General features: G+C 70.6%; 17 protein-coding genes. 11 read left to right on the plus strand and 6 right to left on the minus strand.

Features of this window, described 5'->3' with window-relative positions:
• On the plus strand, positions 1–1,482 hold a 1,482-nt coding region (locus AB0J80_RS17405), incomplete at its 5' end, for a tetratricopeptide repeat protein (RefSeq protein WP_364705669.1).
• 242 nt (positions 1,483–1,724) lie between these two features.
• Here the strand turns inward: AB0J80_RS17405 and msrA are convergent.
• Together msrA and AB0J80_RS17415 are read right to left on the minus strand one after the other, a co-directional pair.
• Positions 1,725–2,384 (minus strand): peptide-methionine (S)-S-oxide reductase MsrA, encoded by a 660-nt coding sequence (msrA, locus tag AB0J80_RS17410; RefSeq protein WP_364706291.1) that lies wholly within the window; start codon positions 2,382–2,384, stop codon positions 1,725–1,727.
• 48 nt (positions 2,385–2,432) lie between these two features.
• On the minus strand, positions 2,433–2,846 hold the full coding sequence (locus AB0J80_RS17415; protein WP_364705671.1) for an HIT family protein: 414 nt from the start codon (positions 2,844–2,846) through the stop codon (positions 2,433–2,435).
• 24 nt (positions 2,847–2,870) lie between these two features.
• Between AB0J80_RS17415 and AB0J80_RS17420 the strand changes: the two genes are divergently transcribed.
• The 3 genes from AB0J80_RS17420 to ilvA are packed head-to-tail and all read left to right on the plus strand — an operon-like array spanning position 2,871 to position 6,664.
• Complete coding sequence (locus AB0J80_RS17420; protein WP_364705673.1) at positions 2,871–4,022, plus strand: cystathionine gamma-synthase; 1,152 nt, start codon at positions 2,871–2,873, stop codon at positions 4,020–4,022.
• A 29-nt stretch (positions 4,023–4,051) separates the two neighbouring features.
• Positions 4,052–5,419 (plus strand): amidase family protein, encoded by a 1,368-nt coding sequence (locus AB0J80_RS17425; RefSeq protein ID WP_364705675.1) that lies wholly within the window; start codon positions 4,052–4,054, stop codon positions 5,417–5,419.
• Between the two features lie 21 nt (positions 5,420–5,440).
• Positions 5,441–6,664 (plus strand): threonine ammonia-lyase, encoded by a 1,224-nt coding sequence (gene ilvA / locus AB0J80_RS17430; RefSeq protein WP_364705676.1) that lies wholly within the window; start codon positions 5,441–5,443, stop codon positions 6,662–6,664.
• 189 nt (positions 6,665–6,853) lie between these two features.
• Here ilvA and greA read toward each other — a convergent pair whose 3' ends face one another.
• Both greA and AB0J80_RS17440 read right to left on the minus strand, forming a co-directional pair.
• Entirely contained in the window at positions 6,854–7,348 is a 495-nt protein-coding gene (greA, locus tag AB0J80_RS17435; RefSeq protein ID WP_364705678.1) for a transcription elongation factor GreA, read from the minus strand.
• 198 nt (positions 7,349–7,546) lie between these two features.
• The gene (locus AB0J80_RS17440) at positions 7,547–7,966 is read right to left on the minus strand and encodes a DUF4307 domain-containing protein (RefSeq protein ID WP_364705680.1); all 420 of its coding nucleotides are present in this window, start codon (positions 7,964–7,966) and stop codon (positions 7,547–7,549) included.
• 111 nt (positions 7,967–8,077) lie between these two features.
• Between AB0J80_RS17440 and mca the strand changes: the two genes are divergently transcribed.
• The 4 genes from mca to AB0J80_RS17460 all read left to right on the plus strand — a co-directional run bounded on the left by mca (position 8,078) and on the right by AB0J80_RS17460 (position 15,180).
• A complete protein-coding gene (gene mca / locus AB0J80_RS17445) occupies positions 8,078–8,959 on the plus strand; it encodes a mycothiol conjugate amidase Mca (protein WP_364705681.1) in 882 nt (293 codons plus the stop codon).
• Between the two features lie 426 nt (positions 8,960–9,385).
• Complete coding sequence (locus tag AB0J80_RS17450; protein WP_364706294.1) at positions 9,386–9,682, plus strand: hypothetical protein; 297 nt, start codon at positions 9,386–9,388, stop codon at positions 9,680–9,682.
• A gap of 880 nt (positions 9,683–10,562) precedes the next feature.
• Positions 10,563–13,085 (plus strand): bifunctional diguanylate cyclase/phosphodiesterase, encoded by a 2,523-nt coding sequence (locus AB0J80_RS17455; protein ID WP_364705682.1) that lies wholly within the window; start codon positions 10,563–10,565, stop codon positions 13,083–13,085.
• Positions 13,086–13,152: 67 nt separating this feature from the next.
• The gene (locus tag AB0J80_RS17460; protein WP_364705684.1) at positions 13,153–15,180 is read left to right on the plus strand and encodes a thioredoxin domain-containing protein; all 2,028 of its coding nucleotides are present in this window, start codon (positions 13,153–13,155) and stop codon (positions 15,178–15,180) included.
• Between the two features lie 514 nt (positions 15,181–15,694).
• Here the strand turns inward: AB0J80_RS17460 and AB0J80_RS17465 are convergent.
• Positions 15,695–16,930 carry a serine hydrolase domain-containing protein gene (locus AB0J80_RS17465; RefSeq protein ID WP_364705686.1) on the minus strand — a complete coding sequence of 412 codons (1,236 nt, stop codon included), beginning with the start codon at positions 16,928–16,930 and terminating at the stop codon, positions 15,695–15,697.
• Between the two features lie 158 nt (positions 16,931–17,088).
• Positions 17,089–17,286: a hypothetical protein gene (locus AB0J80_RS17470; protein WP_364705687.1), complete on the minus strand. Its 198-nt coding sequence runs from the start codon at positions 17,284–17,286 to the stop codon at positions 17,089–17,091.
• A gap of 15 nt (positions 17,287–17,301) precedes the next feature.
• Here AB0J80_RS17470 and AB0J80_RS17475 point away from each other — a divergent pair, with 15 nt between their 5' ends.
• The 3 genes from AB0J80_RS17475 to purE all read left to right on the plus strand — a co-directional run bounded on the left by AB0J80_RS17475 (position 17,302) and on the right by purE (position 19,515).
• Positions 17,302–17,490, plus strand: a complete 189-nt coding sequence (locus tag AB0J80_RS17475) for a hypothetical protein (RefSeq protein ID WP_364705688.1) — start codon at positions 17,302–17,304, stop codon at positions 17,488–17,490.
• Between the two features lie 259 nt (positions 17,491–17,749).
• Positions 17,750–19,018 (plus strand): 5-(carboxyamino)imidazole ribonucleotide synthase, encoded by a 1,269-nt coding sequence (locus AB0J80_RS17480; protein ID WP_364705689.1) that lies wholly within the window; start codon positions 17,750–17,752, stop codon positions 19,016–19,018.
• Positions 19,018–19,515, plus strand: coding sequence for a 5-(carboxyamino)imidazole ribonucleotide mutase (gene purE / locus AB0J80_RS17485; RefSeq protein WP_364705691.1), 498 nt, complete (start codon positions 19,018–19,020; stop codon positions 19,513–19,515). The genes AB0J80_RS17480 and purE overlap by 1 nt, the downstream gene beginning before the upstream one ends.
• Positions 19,516–19,532 lie beyond the last annotated feature (17 nt).

Below are 19,532 nucleotides of genomic sequence, written 5' to 3' on the forward strand. Positions count from 1 at the left end.
CATCACCAGCTGGCCGACTGGGTGCAGATCCTGCCGGTGCTGCCGTACTTCCTGCGCACCCGCATCCAGCAGCACCCCGACCTGCAGGACGCCGCGCAGCAGGCGCACTACCAGCTGTACCTGGCGCTCGGACAGCGAATTCGGCAGATGCTCGTCTCGAATGAGCCGCAACAACGTGTCGTGGGGCATGTGATCGCTCGCACCGAGTACGCCAACCTCGCCAGCGCCCTCGACCACGGACTAAGCACCCAGCAGCCCGTCCTCCCGATCGTTGGCGCGATCAACGGCTACCTGGACCAGACGAAGCAGCAGGACGCCCGCCGACACATCCTCGACGCTGCCATCGCCGCCGACCGCGGACCCGACCATGACGATCTCCGCCGAGAGCTCGCACAGGTGCGTCACTGGGCCGGCATCGTCGCGCAGCACCAGCGGCGGTTCGAGCAGGCCGAAGCCCACTACCGGCAAGCGAACGCACTCTTCCTGGAGTTCGGCGACCGGCACAGCGCCGCGATGACCTATTACCAGCTGGGCAGGGTCGCGCAGGAGCAGCGGCGGTTCGAGCAGGCCGAAGCCCACTACCGGCAAGCCCTCGATCTCGCCCTGAAGTTCAACGACCGCGACGGCGCCGCCCGCATCTATCATCAGCTTGGCATGGTCGCGCAGGCGCAGCGGCGGTTCGAGCAGGCGGAAGCCCACTACCGGCAAGCCCTCGACCTTGAGCTGGAGTTCGGCAACCGGCACGGCACCGCCATGACCTACCACCAGCTCGGCACCGTTGCGCAGGAGCAGCGGCGCTTCGAGCAGGCCGAAGCCCACTACCGGCAAGCCCTCGACCTCCTCCTGGAGTTCGGCGACCGGCACGGCGCCGCCTCCACCTACCACCAGCTCGGCACGGTAGCGCAGGAGCAGCGGCGCTTCGAGCAGGCCGAAGCCCACTACCGGCAAGCCCTCGACCTCTACCTGGAGTTCGGCGACAGGTACGAGACGGCCGACGTCTACCACCAGCTCGGCACGGTAGCGCAGGAGCAGCGGCGCTTCGAGCAGGCCGAAGCCCACTACCGGCAAGCCCTCGACCTCTATGTGGAGTTCGGCGACCGGCACCGCGCCGCCGGCACCTACCACCAGCTCGGCATGCTCGCGCAGGAGCAGCGGCGGTTCGAGCAGGCGGAAGCCCACTACCGGCGAGCCCTCGACCTCTATGTGGAGTTCGGCGACCGGCACCGCGCCGCCGGCACCTACCACCAGCTCGGCACCCTCGCGCAGGACCAGCGGCAGTACCACCAAGCTGCAACAGCACTGGTCAAAGCGGCCGCCCTATCGCATGAGCTCTACGACGTCTGGCCAGACGACACGTTGATCGCCCTGCGCAGTGTTCGGCAAAGTCTGGACCCGGAGGACTGCCAGCACATCCTTCAGGCCAACATCAACGCCGCTCTCCTCGACGCGCTCAACGCTGCCATCGCCGACAGCGCCGAGTAGCCGGGGCTACCATCCCATCCCGTCGCGCCAGAAGCCATCCCCCCGCCCGTCGCCCCAGGCGCAGCCGAGCAGGCCACCGCCGGGACCGCCAGCCTCCTCGCCCACCTCACGCCACGCGCGAAGTGGCGGCCCCGACGGTGACCTGCTCCCCGAAGGGTGGGTCGACGGCCGACGGGATGGCAGGCAGAAACGAGCTGAGCCCGCACCCGCCAAGGCGAGCACGAGCCCAGATCAGTAAAGCGTCAGTTGGTGCGAGCCACACCGATCGGGCAGGTCAGGCCGTTCGGGCCGTGGTTGCAGTAGCCGCCCGGGTTCTTGCTGTCCGACAGGTACTGCTGGTGATAGTCCTCGGCGTAGTAATACGCCTCCAGCGGCTTGATCTCGGTCGTGATCGTGCCGCGGCCCGCCGCCGTGACGACCGGCTGGAAGGCGTCCAGCGACGCCTGCGCCAGCTTCGCCTGCTCCGGTGTCGTCGTGTAGATCGCGGAGCGGTACTGCGTACCGACGTCGTTGCCCTGGCGCATGCCCTGGGTGGGGTCGTGGTTCTCCCAGAAGGCCTTCAGCAGGTCCTCGTAGCTGATCTTGGCCGGGTCGTAGACCACCTGGACGACCTCGGCGTGCCCGGTCGTGCCCGAGCAGGTCTCCTCGTACGTCGGGTTGCGGGTGAAGCCGCCCGCGTAGCCGACGGACGTGGAGTACACGCCCGGCAGGCGCCAGAAGATGCGCTCGGCGCCCCAGAAGCACCCCATGCCGAAGACGGCCGTCTCGAGGCCGGCCGGCCAGGGGCCCTTCAGCGGGTTTCCGAGCACCGGGTGCGTATCGGCCACCGGCATCGCGATCAGGCGGCCCGGCGGGGCCTGGTCGGGGGTGGGCAGCTCGAGCTTCTTGTTCCGCAGGAACACGGTGTCTCCCTTCATCCGCCGGGTGTAACGCCGTCCACCCTTGGTTCCTTACCCGAGCGCGTCGCCGATACGGGAAGCGTAGGCGGTCGCCTCTTCGTCGGAGTCGTACTTGTGCCGGGGCCAGAAGAAGCCGCGGAGGCCGTCGCCCTTGGTTCGCGGCACCACGTGCGCGTGCAGGTGGGGGACCGACTGGGACACGATGTTGTTCATCGCGACGAACGTACCTTTTGCTCCGGTCGCGGGAGGGACGGCAGCGGCCACCCGCTGGACCAGCGCGAAGAACCCGGGCAGAAGGTCCTTCTCAAGAGCGGTCAGTTCCGGTACGTGAGGACGCGGCACCACCAGCACGTGCCCTTTGAACACGGGCCGGATGTCGAGGAAGCCGACGCCGTCGGGGGTGTCCACGACCTTGAATGCGGGAACCGTGCCCGCCACGATCCCGCAGAAGAGGCAGTCGGCCATCTGCGCAGACTAGCCTTGCCCCTCATGACGGGTAACGAGTACGGCTTCGACACTCTGGCCATCCACGCCGGGCAGGATCCCGACCCGCGCACGGGTGCCGTGGTGCCGCCGATCTACCAGACCAGCACGTACGCCCAGGACGCCGTCGGCGCGCCCCGGCTGGGCTACGAGTACAGCCGCTCGGGCAACCCGACCCGCGACGCCCTGCAGGAATGCCTCGCCGCGATCGAGGGTGGCCGGCGCGGCCTCGCCTTCGCGAGCGGGCTCGCCGCCGAGGACACGCTGCTGCGCACGGTGTGCCGTCCCGGCGACCACGTGGTGATCCCGGACGACGCGTACGGCGGCACGTACCGGCTCTTCAGCAAGGTGGCCGAGAACTGGGGTCTCGACTGGACCGCCGTGGCGCTCAACGACCTGGACGCGGTGCGGGCGGCGTTCCGTCCCGGGCACACCCGGCTGATCTGGGCCGAGACGCCGACCAACCCGCTGCTGAACATCGCCGACATCCCGGCGCTGGCCGCGCTGGCGCACGAGTACGACGCAATGCTGGCCGTGGACAACACGTTCGCCTCGCCGTACCTGCAGCAGCCGATCGCCCTCGGCGCCGACGTGGTGATCCACTCCACGACCAAGTACCTGGGCGGGCACTCCGACGTCGTGGGCGGCGCCCTGGTGACCGCCGACGTCGACCTCGGCGACCAGCTGGCCTTCCACCAGAACGCCATGGGCGCGGTCAACGGGCCGTTCGACGCGTGGCTGACGTTGCGCGGGATCAAGACTCTCGGCGTACGGATGGACCGGCACTGCGACAACGCCGAGCGGATCGTCGCCTACCTGGAGACCCACCCGAAGGTGGGCCGGGTCCTGTACCCGGGCCTCGAGTCGCATCCCGGGCACGAGACCGCCGCCAAGCAGATGTCGCGCTTCGGCGGGATGATCTCGTTCCGCACCAAGGGCGGCCCCGAGCAGGCCATCGAGGTCTGCAACCGGACGAAGCTGTTCGTGCTCGCGGAGTCGCTCGGCGGCGTCGAGTCGCTCATCGAGCACCCCGGCCAGATGACACACCTCAGCGCCGCGGGCTCCCCGCTTGAAGTCCCCGCCGATCTCGTGCGACTGTCTGTCGGCATCGAGACCGTTGACGATCTGCTCGCCGACCTGGAGCAGGCGCTCGGCTGAGACTTCCTACGGACTAGCGGAGACGGGCCATGGACAACCTGGCGACCACTTGGGTGGGTGCCACGGCGAAGCAGATCTCCCGGGCGGTCCGCCGCGGCGACACGAGCGCCACGCAGGTGGTCGCCGACCACCTGGAACAGATCGCGATCTCCGAACCGTCGCTCACCGCGTTCCGCGTGGTGCGCGGCGGCGAGGCGATCGTCGAGGCCGAGAAGGTGGACGAGCAGGAGGACCTGGCCAACCTGCCGCTCGCCGGCGTACCCGTGGCCGTCAAGGAGAACACCCCGGTCGCCGGCCTGCCGACCTGGCACGGCTCCGCGGCCGCCCGCACCCCCGTCGCCGAGGAGGACCACGAGGTGGTCCGCCGGCTGCGAGGTGCCGGCGCGGTCGTCGTGGGCGTCACCCGGATGCCGGAGATGGGCCTGTGGGGCACCACCGACGGACCGGACGGCGCCACCCGCAACCCCTGGTCGCTCGACCGCACCGCCGGCGGCTCGTCGGGCGGCTCTGCCGCGGCGGTCGCCGCCGGCCTGGTGCCGATCGCCCACGGCAACGACGGTCTGGGCTCGATCCGCATCCCGGCGGCCTGCTGCGGCCTGGTCGGCCTCAAACCCGGCCGCGGCGTCGTCCCGTGCGATCTGGGCATCGACGGCTGGTTCGGGCTGGTCGAGCACGGCATCCTCGCCACGACGGTCGGCGACGCCGCCCTCGGCTTCAGCGTGCTGGCCGGGCGGTCGCCGGCGAAACTCACCCCGCCGGGCAAGCTGCGGGTCGGCGTCTCGTTGCGCTCCCCGATCCGAGGGGTACGCCCGGACGAGCCGAACCGCGGTGCCGTGGCGACAGCGGCCCGGCTCCTGGTCGATGCGGGACACGACACCGTGACCGCGGAGCCGGCGTACTCGACGGCGGTCGGCATCGCCGGACTCCTCACCTGGTTCGGAGCCGCCTACCGGGACGCGGAGGCGGCCGGCACCGACCTCAGGGCGGTGCAGCCGCGCACCCGCCGGCACATCCGCATCGGCAAGATCGCTTGGCAGCGCGGCTGGGTGCGGCCGGCACAGCGCGAGGCCTGGCGCGAGCAGAGCATCAAGTTCTTCGAGGACAGGAACGTCGACGTCCTGCTCACCCCGGCACTGGCGGCCACCCCGCCGCCGGCCGACGGGCACGCGAACGGGCGCTGGCACCGCAACATGCTCGACAACATGCGCTACGCCCCGTACGCGGCCCCCTGGAACGTGGCCGGCCTCCCTGCGATCGTGGTCCCCGTCGGCAGCCGCCCCGACGGCCTGCCGGTGGGCGTCCAGCTCGTCGGGCCACCCGACTCGGAGCTCCTGCTGCTGTCGATCGCGGGCCTGCTCGAGGTGGCCAACCCGTGGCCGCGGCACGCCTTCGTCTGAGCTGATGGCACGATCACTGCCATGAGTGACCTGCTTTCGCTCGCCGACGTCGAGGCCGCGCGGGCGCTGCTCACCGGCGTCGTCCGGATCACGCCGCTGGAGCCCTCCCAGCCGCTGACCCGCACGCTCGGCGTACCCGCCTGGCTCAAGTGCGAGAACCAGCAGCGCGCGGGCTCGTACAAGGTGCGCGGCGCGTACACCCGGATCTCGCGTCTCTCGGACGCCGAACGCGCCCGCGGCGTTGTCGCCGCGAGCGCGGGCAACCACGCCCAGGGGGTTGCCCTGGCGGCAGGCCTGCTGGGCGCGAAAGCCACGGTCTTCATGCCCCAGAACGCCCCCCTGCCCAAGGTCACGGCAACCAAGGGGTACGGCGCCGCAATCGAGTACGCGGGCACCACCGTCGACGACTCCCTGCAGGCGGCACGCGCCTTCGCCGACCAGACGGGCGCCGTGCTGATCCACCCGTTCGACCACCCCGACGTGATCGCCGGCCAGGGCACGGTAGGCCTGGAGATCCTCGACCAGTGCCCCGACGTCGGCACGATCATCACCGCGGTCGGCGGCGGCGGCCTCATCTCCGGCGTGGCAGTCGCGGCCAAGGCGATGAAGCCCGACGTACGGATCATCGGCGTCCAGGCCAGCGGGGCGGCGGCGTACCCGCCCTCCCTGGCCGCAGGCGCCCCCGTGACCCTCACCGAATCCGCGACCATCGCGGACGGCATCGCCGTCATGCGCCCCGGCGACCTCACATTCAGCCACGTCAGCGAGTTGGTCGACGACGTCGTCACGGTCACCGACGAAGACCTGTCCGAGGCCCTGCTGATGCTCCTCGAACGCCACAAGATGGTGGTCGAACCGGCAGGCGGGGCGGCGGTGGCGGCCCTGCTCACCGGCAAGGTCGACCTGGAACCGCCGGTCGTGGCCATCCTGTCGGGCGGCAACATCGACCCCATGCTGCTGATGCGGGTGATCGAGCACGGCCTGGCCTCGGCGGGCCGCTTCCTGCGCCTCTCGGTCCAGACCGGCGACCAGCCCGGCGAGCTGGCGAGGCTGCTGACCCAGATCGCGGAGCACCGGGCGAACATCGTGGACGTGCTGCACTCGCGCCACAATCCCCGGCTGAGCTTCGGCGAGGTGGAGGTGCAGCTGTCGGTGGAAACCCGAGGCCCGGACCACTCGGCGACGCTGATCGGGGCGCTGCGCAACTCGGGGTACGCGGTGACCCTGCTCTCCGGCACGCCCTGAGATTCGTCCTATCCCGGGTTCTGAGCCTGCCTGGCTTCTGAGCCTGCCCGGCTTCTCGGCCTGCCCGGCCGTGGGCCGCCGAATTGGTGCATGACCCGCCGGGCCGGAGCGACCGTGGCCGCTGGGTTGGTGCACCGACGGCCTGGCCGGGGCGGCCGGCACGCGGTCGCGCGCCGGCCGTCGGGTGGGTCAGGCGCCGTAGGGCGAGAAGTCGACGACCGTGACCTTGATGTCGGCGCCGCTGGGGGCGGTGTAGGTCACCGTCTGGCCCTTGCCGGCGTTGAGGATCGCCGTGCCGAGGGCCGACTCCGGGCTGTAGACCGTCAGGTCGGTCGTCGAGGCGATCTCGCGGGAGCCGAGCAGGAACTTCTCGGTGTCGGTCTTGTCGTCGTCGAAGTAGATCGTCACGACCATGCCGGGAGCGACCTTGTCGGCCGTGGGAGCCTCGCCGACCTCGGCGTTGCGCAGGAACTCCTTCAAGTAGAGGATGCGGCCTTCCTGCTTGCCCTGCTCCTCACGGGCGGCGTGGTAGCCCCCGTTCTCCCGCAGGTCGCCCTCCTCGCGGCGGGCGTTGATCTCGGCGGCGATGGCCGGCCGGGCTGCGATCAACTCGTCGAGCTCGGCCTGCAGCCGGTCGTAAGCGTCCTGGGAGAGCCAGGTCTTCGACGCTTCTGAACTGGTCACAGACTCTTCTCCTTGCAGCGGGACAGGCGTACGGAGCGAATCACCAAGCTTACCAGCGGTGGGCTCGCGGCCGGATTCTCGATGACGCAGAGTTATCCGCTGCGGCGCTGAGATCTCGGTTCGTCTCTTTGTATCGCCAGGGTCTGACAATTTCCCGGTCGTGTGGCATCTACCTGCCGGGCTTGTCCGCTCGTGCCCTCAGCTGGGGGCGCGGCAGCCGACGACCTCGCCGACGAAGGCTTTGGCGGTGGTACCGACGACCTCGGACGCCTCGATGGTGCGGCTTTCGCCGGTGGCATGCACCGTGACTGTCCGGGTTCCGACGACGCTGCCGTCGTAGTCGCGCGCGCGGAGGCCGCAGCTGGCGCTTCCGCCCGGCGGTACCCGTACGGTGAAATCGATCTTGATTTGGCTCTCCGTCACCCCGGTCCATCGCACGATCTGAGCGTCGTAGGCCGGATCGCCGTACTGGTTGTAGAGACGAACGGCCAGAGCCACCGCCGCGACCACGACGAGTACGCCGAAGATGACCGGCCCGAGCAGCCGGCGGCGCCCGTCGCGGCGCCGTCCATAACGACCCGGCGGGAATTCCGGCGCTGTGGCGCGCGTCTCGCTCACCAGGAGGGCCTCTCGTGCGAAAACTGTCGGTGCCATCGGCCAGAATGGCCGTGTCCATCTTCGCAGCCGGAGCCGGACCCGCGGAACGAGGTCCGGTCGAGGGAGAAATCAGTGGCTGAGCAGTTGCGTCTCATGACGGTGCACGCACACCCGGACGACGAGTCCAGCAAGGGCGCGGCGGCCATGGCCCGCTATGTTGCGGAGGGTGTCGACGTCCTGGTCGCGACGTGTACGGGCGGTGAGCGCGGCAGCGTGCTCAACCCGAAGATGGACCGGCCCGAGGTGCTGGCGGACATCGCGAACATCCGCCGCAAGGAGATGGACCTGGCCCGCGAGATCCTCGGCGTCAAGCAGGCCTGGCTGGGCTTCGTGGATTCCGGCCTGCCGGAGGGCGACCCGCTGCCCCCACTGCCCGAGGGCTGCTTCGGCCTCGTCGACCCGGCCGAGGGCGCCATCCCGCTGATCAAGCTCATCCGCGAGTTCAAGCCGCACGTCATGACCACCTATGACGAGAACGGCGGCTACCCGCACCCCGACCACATCATGTGCCACAAGATCTCCGTCGCGGCCTTCGAGGCGGCCGGCGACCCGGAGCAGTACCCGGAGCTCGGCGAGCCGTGGCAGCCGCTGAAGCTCTATTACAACGCCGGCTGGAGCAAGGCGCGGATGCTCGCGCTGCACGAGGGCATGCTCGCGGCCGGCCTCGAATCGCCGTACACCGAATGGCTCAAGAGGGCGGAGGAGCGCCCGGACCGCGGCCACCTCATCACGACCCGGGTGGAGTGCGGGGAGTACTTCGAGGTGCGCGACAACGCCCTGCGCGCGCACGCCACGCAGGTGGACCCGGACGGGTTCTGGTTCCACGTGCCGCTGGAGCTGCAGCAGAAGGTGTGGCCGACGGAGGACTTCGAACTGGCGCGTTCGCTGGTGGACAGCACCGTGCCGGAGTCGGACCTGTTCGCGGGGATCCGGGAGTCGGTCGAGGCTCGCTGAGAGGTTCCGGCCCTGTGGTCCGGGCCGAATAGTCCCGCGGTCGGCGCGGGCGGTCGGGGAGCTGTGTGACTCCTTAGCTGACTTTTGCGAGCGATCGGGTCTGGTTAGGGCGGCTATGCCCCATGCCGTCCTTCGGGCCAGCGCTTTACCCGAGCCTTTGTGCAGGTTCGTTACCTGGCGCAACATCCGCGTTACTGTGGGCGAGCGGATGTCGCAGGTCAAGATGGTGGCGACGCCCTCGAGTGCGCGACCCGAGGATCATCGGTGTCCCGAGCGCATGGCTCTCGGCATTCGCAGCGGCGGATTGAGAGTTGTGCGGGATCCCGAGGTCGGGCGGGGCGGCGGTGGGCGTACCTTTGGCGGGTGGAACTTTTCGTGGCGGTCAACAACTTCGGAGACACCCGATCCGGCGGTCTGGCTGGGCCGATGGGGCTGTTCATCATCGTGTTGATGTCGGTTGCCACGGTTTTGCTGATCCGCAACATGAACAAGCGGTTGCGTCGGCTTCCCGACAGTTTTGTGGATCCGAAGGATGCCGCACGGGAGGCGGAGATCGCCCGGCTGGATGCTGATCTTGCTCGCAGCGAGGTTACTCCGGGTGTCCCCGCCGGTGACGCTGTCGCGGGTGATGCCGACGTTCCGTCCACTAAGGGCGAGGTCAAGCCGGATGGCGCCGGTGATTCCACTGGGGATCGACCCGAGTCCGGCAAGCGCTCCCAGTAACGGCGGGCGAGTTTCCACTTTGTCAAGTTGCCTTATTAAGGCTCCCGTGGCTGCCGTCACCGTCCGAACATCGACAGTGCTCCTGCGTCAACCCCTGTTGCGTTCCGCCGCTTTGGCTTAGCCTTCCGCCGGGGGGCTTTGACGTCCCTCGACCCTGCGCGGAAAGGGGGCCGTCGATGACCATCATCCGCCCCCCGCATTCTCCACTGCAGATGCACGTGCATTCACTCGTGCCGCTGGTCAGAGCCGTGTGCTGTGACCTCGGGCAAGATCCGGACGAGCGTTTTCCGCACCCGCTCCGGCATGGCCCCCGCGATCTTCCGGTGCGTCGGTTCCGGCTTGTCCGTGCGGCCTGCATGACGGCTCCGAGGGCCTGCCGATCGCTTCGCGGCGGGCGTTGCTCTGGCCCTTCAGGGGCCCGTGACTTCGGCCTGTGTGCACAGTGCGCCAATTCGGGCTTGAGCGTCCGGACGCGTCGCCGCTTGTGTCGAGACGCCGGGCAGCAATGTGTCATTTCGTGCGCGGGAAGAGGCGCGGGAAGACTCGTCTGCTTGCGTCTGTTGCAGTCATCGGGCCCAGCGGGCGAAGCAAGCGCAACGGCCGCCAAGACGGAGGCGTGCGGCGCGGCTGCGGTGACCGAGTGGGGCGAAGCAGGCGAGTCGACCGAGCGCAGCTGGGCCGGCGGGAACGGATCGGTGGGAGCGGACAGGCACGTGCTCCCGGGCCGGACGGGTGGTCGTACGACGGCGTCGACCTCCCGGCCGCACAGGATCGGCGAGGAGGTGGCATGACTTCGCCTTCCGCTGTCTCCTCCGCGGCTCGCCGGGATGCCGGTGACCGGGTCGGTGCGGTTGTCCGGCGCTCTCTTCGCGTACGCGTCATGAGAGGTCTTGTTCTCGCCGCAGCGGTTCTGTTCGCTGTCGTCGGCGCGACGCTGCCGTTGCAGCGTCCCGACGCGCTGGAGCATCCGTCGGTTGTCGGTGTCGGGGTGGCCGTCGCTCTGATGTTGCTGGCGCAACTGGCGCGGCTGCGGTTCCGGGTCGGCCGGGGGACCGTCAGCATCTCCTGGGGCGAGACCGCCTTCATTCTCGGCTTCGCGCTGGCGCCGCCCGGGTGGCTGCCCGCCGCCACGCTGGTGGGCGCTGTCGCGGCGTGGTTGCTGATCACGTGGCTCAACGGGCAGCGCGCCGTCGGGGACGTTCTCCATCTCGCTGCGTCGCTCAGTCTCGGCACCTTCGGCGCCACTGCGGTCGCGTACGCCTTGGCGGGTCCCCATGCGCCGGTCGGGAGTTCGCGCACGCAGGTCGGGCTCATCGCCGGCGCTGCGACGTACCTGATCATCACTTTGGGTTTGGCAGTGCTCACCCTCGCGCTGCACCGGGATGCGACGCCCGTGCAGATCGCCGGGCGGACGTTGCATGCCAAACTGCCCATGTTCGTGGGGAATGTGCTGGTCGGCCTCTCCGCCCTGTACGCCCTGACCAGCGAGCCGCTGTGGCTGATCGCGTTCCCGCCCGTGCTGTGGCTGCTGCAGCGCACCTACCGCTACCACCTGCGCGCCGAGGAGGAACGGCGGGTGTGGGAGGCGTTCGCGCGGGCCACGCGTACGCTCGGCGGCTCGAACGAGGCCGCCGTGGTCCAAGCCGGGTTGCGCGGCGCGCTGGACGTCTTCGGTGCCCGGCGGGTCGAGATCGAGGTGTCGCTGCCGCCCGGTCCGCGTCACGCCGTCGAGCAGCCGGCCGGTAGCGCGATGGTCGTCGAGGTCGACGCGGTGCGTGCCGGCAGCCGGCGGTATGTGGACGATGCGCCGCAGGACCCGCTGCCCGGTGCCGCGCCCGGGCCGGTGATCACGCGGGCGATGACCGTCGGCGACGCCACGGTGGGGGAGATCACGGTGTGGCTCGCCGAGCCGACGCTGCCTGCGGCCCGGGACGAGCTAGCTGTTTCCGCGTACGCCGACGCGCTGGCCGGCGCGCTGCATGATGCCGCGGCGCATGAGCGCCTCGAGGTGCTGGACGCGCGGGTCGCTCACCTCAGCGTTCGCGACCAGCTCACCGGCGTGGCCAACCGGCGGGCGTTGCTGTCCGACGGCGAGGCCCTGCTCCGGTCGCAGGACCGCGACCAGCCGGTCGCGGTGCTCCTGCTGGACCTCGACAACTTCCGGGAGATCAACGGCACGCTGGGGCATCGGGCCGGCGACGACGTCTTGTGTACGGTCGCAGCCCGGCTCGCGGATCTGGTCCGGGAGCACGAGCTGGTGGCGCGCCTCGGCGACGACGAGTTCGCCGTGCTGCTGCCCACCGTGGCCACGCTCACCGACTCCGCGACGCCCCTGCACGATGTGCCCAGTCCGCTGCCCCAGGCCGTGCGGCGGGCCCGGGAACTGGTAGACGTCATCGGCCGGCCCGTCGACATCGGGGGCGTCCGGCTGGCCCTCGACGTCGCCGTCGGTGTCGTGGTGGAGAAGGCCGGCCACGCCGATCTGGGCGAGCTGATCCGGCGGGCGAGCATCGCGCTGGAGCAGGCCAAGGAACAGCGCATGGGCGTCGCTGCGTACGACAGTGCCCGCGACGCCTGCAGCACCGACCACCTGGCCCTTCCCGCCGAGCTGCACGAGGCGCTCGAAGTGGACGACCAGCTCGTCCTGATGCTCCAGCCCGAGGTGGACCTGCGCAGCGGCGCGCCCACCGGAGTGGAGGCCTTGATCCGCTGGAACCACCCGCGGCGCGGCATGCTGACGCCCGCCTCGTTCGTCGCGACCATCGAGCACGGCGAGTTGCTGGCTCCGTTCACCCGGTACGTTCTCGACCACGCCCTTGAGGCCGCCGCGGAGTGGGCGGCGGCGGGCATCGACGTACCTGTCTCGGTCAACGTCTCGGCCCGCAGCCTGCTCGACGCGACCTTCCCCGCGCAGGTGGCCGACGCCCTGCGGCGGCACAGGGTGGCGCCCGCCCGGCTGGTGCTGGAGATCACCGAGTCGATGGCGGTCAGCGATCAGGGTGTCGTCGACGAGGTGCTCGCCGCCCTGCGCGAGCTGCGGGTGCAGATCTCGGTCGACGACTTCGGCACCGGGTTTTCCTCGCTCGCCTTCGTCACCCGCGTGCGGGTCGACGAGCTCAAGGTGGACCGCTCGTTCGTCACCGAGATGACCGAGTCCGCGGCCGCGGCCGCCGTCGTTCGCGGCGCGGTGGAGCTGGGGGCGCGGCTCGGCGCGCGGGTGGTCGCCGAGGGCGTCGAGACGGCCGACCAGCGTGCGGCGTTGCTCGCGTTGGGGTGTACGGCGGCACAGGGCTACCACTTCAGCCGGCCCCTGCCGATCGATCGGATCGTTGCGGCGTTGCTGCAGCTGGCGGCCGCCGCTCCGGCCAAGATCGTGCCGTTGCGGGCCGACGGCGCCTCCTGACCCGGGAGCCTCGAACCGTCGGCGCTTCGTAAGGTTTGCCGGCGCCCTCCGAGGCTAGGTTGAACCCATGCCCAACCGTCTGGCGACCGCGACCTCGCCCTACCTGCTGCAGCACGCCGACAACCCCGTCGACTGGTGGCCCTGGTCGGACGAGGCGTTCGCCGAGGCCCGCAAGCGGGACGTGCCCGTCCTGATCTCCGTGGGCTACGCCGCCTGCCACTGGTGCCACGTCATGGCCCACGAGTCCTTCGAGGACGACGCCATCGCCCATCAGATCAACGACGACTTCGTCGCGATCAAGGTGGACCGCGAGGAGCGCCCCGACGTCGACGCCGTCTATATGACCGCCACGCAGGCCATGACCGGCCAGGGCGGCTGGCCGATGACCGTGTTCGCCACACCCGAGGGCGAGCCCTTCTTCTGCGGCACCTACTACCCGAAGGCACCGTTCTCCCGGCTGCTCGAGTCCGTCCGCACCGCCTGGCGCGACCAGCGCGAGGGCATCATCAAACAGGGCTCGGCGGTGGTCCAGGCGATCGGCGGCGCCCAGCTGGTCGGCGGCCCGACCGCCCCGATCTCGGCGACCCTCCTCGACACCGCGGTGGTCCAGCTCGCCAAGGACCACGACCAGGAGTACGGCGGATTCGGCGGCGCACCGAAGTTCCCCCCGCACATGAACCTGCTGTTCCTGCTGCGCCACCACCAGCGCACCGGTTCCGCCGAGGCCCTCGAGATCGTCCGCCACACCGCCGAGCAGATGGCCCGCGGCGGCATCTACGACCAGCTCGCGGGCGGCTTCGCGCGTTACGCGGTCGACAACACGTGGACCGTGCCGCACTTCGAGAAGATGCTGTACGACAACGCACTCCTGCTCCGCGTCTACACCCAGTTGTGGCGCCTGACCGCAGACCCCCTCGCCCGCCGCATCGCCGACGAGACCACCGCATTCCTCCTGCGCGACCTCGCCACCCCGGCGGGCGGCCTCGCCTCGGCCCTGGACGCGGACACCGAGGGCACCGAGGGCCTCACGTACGCGTGGACACCCGCGCAACTCACCGCGGCGCTGGGCGAGGACGACGGCGCCTGGGCAGCGGACCTGTTCCGCGTCACCACCAAAGGCACCTTCGAGCACGGCATGAGCGTCCTGGTCCTCGCCCGCGACATCGACTCCGCCGCCGACGACCTGGTGACCCGCTGGCGAGACGTCCGCGGCAGACTCCTGGCGGCCCGCGCCCAACGCCCCCAGCCGGCCCGCGACGACAAGGTCGTGGCGTCCTGGAACGGACTGGCGATCACGGCTCTCGCCGAGTACGCCCTGCTGCTGGAGTCACCGCCAGACGGCACAGCCGACTCCGACGGCACCGCGTCCGCCGCGCGGCAGGCGGCGGTGACGCTCGCCGAGGTCCTCGCGGAACGGCACATCGTCGACGGCCGGCTGCGGCGGGTCTCTCGCGACGGTGTCGTGGGCGCACCGGCCGGCGTCCTCGAGGACTACGGAGCGGTGGCGGAGGCGTTCTGCGCGGTGCACCAGCTCACCGGGGAAGGTCGCTGGCTGACGCTCGCAGGAACGCTGCTGGACGTGGCCCTCGCACACTTCGGCACCGGCCAGGGCGGCTTCTTCGACACCGCCGACGACGCGGAGCGCCTCGTGACCCGACCGGCCGACCCGACCGACAACGCCACGCCATCCGGCCTCGCGGCGGTCTGTGCGGGCCTGGTCGCGTATTCCGCCCTGACCGGCGAGACGCGCTACCGCGAGGCGGCGGACGCAGCACTCGAAACGGTGGGTCCCCTCATCGGCGGACACCCCCGCTTCGCCGGATACTCGGCAACCGTGGCCGAGGCGGCGCTCGCCGGACCGTACGAGATCGCCATCGCCACCACCGATCCGCATGACCCCCTCCTCGCCACCGCCCACCGCCACGCCCCGCCAGGAACGGTGATCGTGGCCGGCGCGCCGGACAAGCCCGGCGTCCCCCTCCTGGCAGACCGTCCCCTGATCGACGGCCGAGCCACGGCGTACGTCTGCCGCGGTTTCGTCTGCGACCGCCCGGTCACCACACCAGAGGAACTGGAGGCCCGGTTGACCAGCTGAGCTCGGGACGCCGCCGGGGGTTCGGTCGCCCACGCGGTCCGGTGCATGGACACCGGCCGAGAGCTCGGCGACGGCGGCCCGAGTGCCAACCGGACGGCTGCTGGTGGCGCGGCGTCGTGGCCGCATTCTCGGGCCGCCGCGTTGCCGGGCCGCCGCGTTGCCGGGCCGCCGCTTTGCCGGGCCGCCGCGTTGCCGGGCCGCCACGCTGGGGCCGCGCTGCGCCCCCGGTTGCGGCCACCCACTTGCGGGCCACCGTCCTGCAGGCCGCCGCCCTGCCGGGCCAGTGCCCCGCCCGGCCACCGCTTGTGGGCCGCTGTGCCGGGGCCGGCGCGTTGCCGACCTTCTGTCTCGCTGGGCCGTTGTCTCGCTGGGCCGTTGTCTCGTCGGGCCGTTGTCTCGTCGGGTCTTCGTCTCGTAAGGCTGCCCGGGACAGCCTCGCTGGGGACACGATCGAGGGCGCCCGGCCGTGCCGGACGCCCTCGCTTGATGGCTTCAGCGGCCTCGATCGGACCGTTCAGCGACCTTCGCACAGGGCCGCGTCGACGTTCTCGGACACCGCCTTCGTCATCTCGAGCGAGGTCGGCAGGCCGGTCACCGCCACCACGGCGCTGCGGCCGTCCTGGGTGACGAGGTCGCGGGTCTCAAAGCCCTGGATGTCGCCGCCGTGTCCCCAGGCGTAACCGCCGCAGGGCAGTTCGTGCCGGGCGAGGCCCAGGCCGTACTCCCAGCCCTCGGTCGGTTCGAAGTCGGCGGCCGGGACGGTCTTCATCATGGCGGCCTGCTGGGCGGGCTTCAGCAGCTTGCCCCCGACCAGCGCCTCGAGGAAGGTGCGCAGGTCGGCCGGGGTGGAGATCAGTTGGCCGGCGGCCCAGCCGAGCGACGGATCCATCTCGGTGATGTCGGTCCACGGGTCGTTCGGCGCCGCCGCGACGTAGCCGTGGGGGTGGCGGCCGGTGATGGTCTGGTCGCCGACTCCCGGCCAGTATGTGTCGCGCATGCCGAGCCGCTCGATGATGCGGTGGGTGATGTGCTCGCCGATGGGGCGTGCGGTGACTCGTTCGGCGATCAGGCCGGCGAGGATGTAGTTGGTGTTGCTGTACTGCCACTTCTCGCCCGGGGCGAACGAGGGTGGCTTGGTCAGCGCGGCGTCGACGAGGCGGCGCGGGTCGTAGTAGGCGTGTGCCAGGTCGATCAGGTCCTGCGGCTTGGTGAACAGGACGTCGTCGTAGTCCGGTAGCCCGCTGGTCTGCTGCAGCAGCTGGCGTACGGTGATCTTGCTGCCGTCGTTGCCGTTGCCGTGCACGAGTCCGGGGAGGTAGGTCTCCACGGTGGCGTCGAGGTTGATGCGGCCTTCGCCGGCGAGCTGGAGAACGACCACGGCGGTGTAGATCTTCGTGTTGCTGCCGATGCGGACCTTTCCGTTTCGCGGCACCGGGCGGCCGGATGTGAGGTCGCCCATGCCGGCGGTGTAGTCGCGGACCTGCCCGCCGGTGTGGCGGACGGAGGCCAGGGCGCCGGGGAACTTCTGCTCGGCGACCAAGCGGTCGAGCCGCTTCTGGACGGGGTCGGCGGATCGTGCGGGGCCGGCGAGCTGGACGGCTTCGGCGGGGCGGTCCTGCCGGGTGTCCGCGAATGCGGACGGTGCGGTGAGAGCCACGCCCGCGGTGAGGGCTGCCAGCGCACCGGCGGCCACGGGGAGGGCCCGCCGGCGGTTTCGGCCGGCCGGGCGGCGAGTCGTCGGGTTCGTCATCGGGTTCTCCTGAATAGACGGGGTGCGGTGCTGAGCTTGGATGCGGTGGCGTCGGTGCTCCGTCGTGTCGGACTCATGTGCGCGCAGGATCGCTGCCCCGACGCGCTTCCTGCTCTGCTTGAGGTTTGAGAGGGCGTCGGCGCGCTGCCGCCGTGGTGTCAGCCGCGGGTCCGCCGGCGGCGGCTGACGACCAGCCCGGCGATGCAGCTGAGGGCGACGACACCGAAGGCGACTCCCACCACGGGGTTCAGGCCGCTGGTGGACGTCACGGCGTTGGCGGCAGCGCTAACGAGCAGCAAGACCCACAGTGCGGGCTCGACGGCGGTGCGGCGGGATGCGGGGCGTGGCTGCGTCATTGTCGTTCCTTCGTCGTGATCGATGTGGTGACCACAACGCTAGGAGCGGACGATGTTCCGGACGATCCAGCCACCGGGCCGATCGAGGTACAGCAGGCTGTACTTCGGCCTCAATGGGCCGTTGCTGCCGGCGACGGTGAGGCCGGCGCCTTGACCGACGGTTTTGCGACGCGTTCCCGCACCATGTATTCCAAGCAGAAGTGAATCAAGCGTCCGCGGGGAAGTGCGACTACCTCTACGAGCGAGCCGGGCCCCGAGCTGGTAACCGGGAACCCAAGATTCTTCGGCCGCCCGTCCGCGGGAGGAAGCCGCCCGCCGCGGGAGGGAGCCAAGGAACCTCCCCACCGGTACTAGCCCGCACGCTGCCCCCGTGGAAACCGACCGCGCAAGATCCTGTCCCAGGAAGCGGGCGATGCCAGCCGCCTCACCAGCGGGAAAAGGCGGTCGATAGGCTTGCCCCGCGATGGATACTCGAACCGGCCTTCCCGTTGTCGGCATGGTGGGCGGCGGCCAGCTCGCCCGGATGACCCACCAGGCCGCGATCGCCCTCGGTCAGTCGTTGCGCGTGCTGTCCGTGTCGCCCGACGACAGCGCCGCCCTGGTCGCCGCCGATGTGCGGATCGGCACGCATACCGATCTTGCCGCTCTGCGGGAGTTCGCCAAGGGGTGCGACGCCGTCACCTTCGATCATGAGCATGTGCCGACCGGGCACATCGCCACGCTGGCGGCGGAGGGCGTGAAGATCTACCCGGGTGCGGACGCGATCGTCTTCGCTCAGGACAAGCAGAGGATGCGCGAGCGGCTCTCCGAACTGGGCGCGCCGGTGCCCCGCTGGCGCCCGGTGTCGACCGCGGCGGACATCGCCGACTTCGCCGCCGAAGTCGCCGCGGCCCGCCGAAGCGACAAAGCCCGCGTAAGCGACAAGACCAACAACAGCGGCACAGGCAGCGACAAGGCCAGCGGCAGCGGCAGCGGGAAAGACAGCGGCAGCGGCGGCGAGCAGACCGGCTGGCCGGTGGTCGCCAAGGCGGTCCGCGGCGGCTACGACGGCCGAGGCGTCTGGATGCTCCCCGACGCCGCCGCCGCGGAGGAGCTCGTCGCCACCGGCACCCCGCTGATCGTCGAGGAGCGCGTACCGCTGCAGCGCGAGCTCGCCGCCCTCGTCGCCCGGTCCCCGTTCGGCCAGGTCGCCGCCTACCCGGTCGTGGAGACCGTGCAGCGCGACGGCATCTGCGTCGAGGTTCTCGCCCCGGCGCCCGGCCTGTCCGAGGAGCGTGCGCTCGAGGCTCAGCAGCTCGCCATCGATCTCGCCAACGCGCTCGGTGTCGTCGGGTTGCTCGCCGTCGAGCTGTTCGAGACTCCGGCCGGGCTGGTCGTCAACGAGCTGGCGATGCGGCCGCACAACTCGGGGCACTGGACGATCGAGGGGTCGCGTACCTCTCAGTTCGAGCAGCATCTGCGGGCCGTGCTGGACTATCCGATGGGCGAGACCTCGCTGACCGCGCCGGCCGTGGTGATGGCGAATGTGCTGGGTGGGCCGCCCGGGGGGATGCCGATCGACGAGCGGTTGCATCATCTGTTCGCCGCCGACCCGGGGGTTCGGGTTCACCTGTACGGCAAGCAGGTGCGCCCCGGACGCAAGATCGGGCATGTCACGGTGCTCGGTGACGACATGGCATCGGTACGCGCACGGGCGGTCCGCGCCGCCCGCCGGCTGCAGGAAGGCGAGTGATGACACCCTCCGTCGGCGTGATCATGGGCAGTGACTCGGACTGGTCCACGATGGAGGCGGCGGCGCTCGCCCTCGCCGAGTTCGAGGTGCCGTTCGAGGTCGGTGTCGTCTCCGCGCACCGCACCGTGCAGAAGATGGTCGACTACGCGAGCTCCGCCGCCGACCGGGGCCTCAAGGTGATCATCACCGGTGCCGGTGGGGCGGCGCACCTGCCAGGCATGGTCGCGGCGCTCACGCCGCTGCCGGTGATCGGGGTGCCGGTGCCGCTGAAGTACCTCGACGGCATGGACTCGCTGCTGTCGATCGTGCAGATGCCGGCCGGCGTGCCGGTCGCCACCGTGTCGATCGGTGGCGCCCGTAACGCCGGGCTGCTGGCGGTGCGGATCCTGGCCGCCTCCGACCCGGGCCTGCTCAACAAGATGCAGGCGTTCCAGGCGAACCTCGAGCAGGTCGTCGCCGAGAAGGACGAGGCCCTGCGCCGGCGCCTGCTCGGCTGAGGCGCGCGGGGCAGAAG

Source organism: Actinoplanes sp. NPDC049548, assembly GCF_040676695.1.
GTDB lineage: Bacteria > Actinomycetota > Actinomycetes > Mycobacteriales > Micromonosporaceae > Actinoplanes.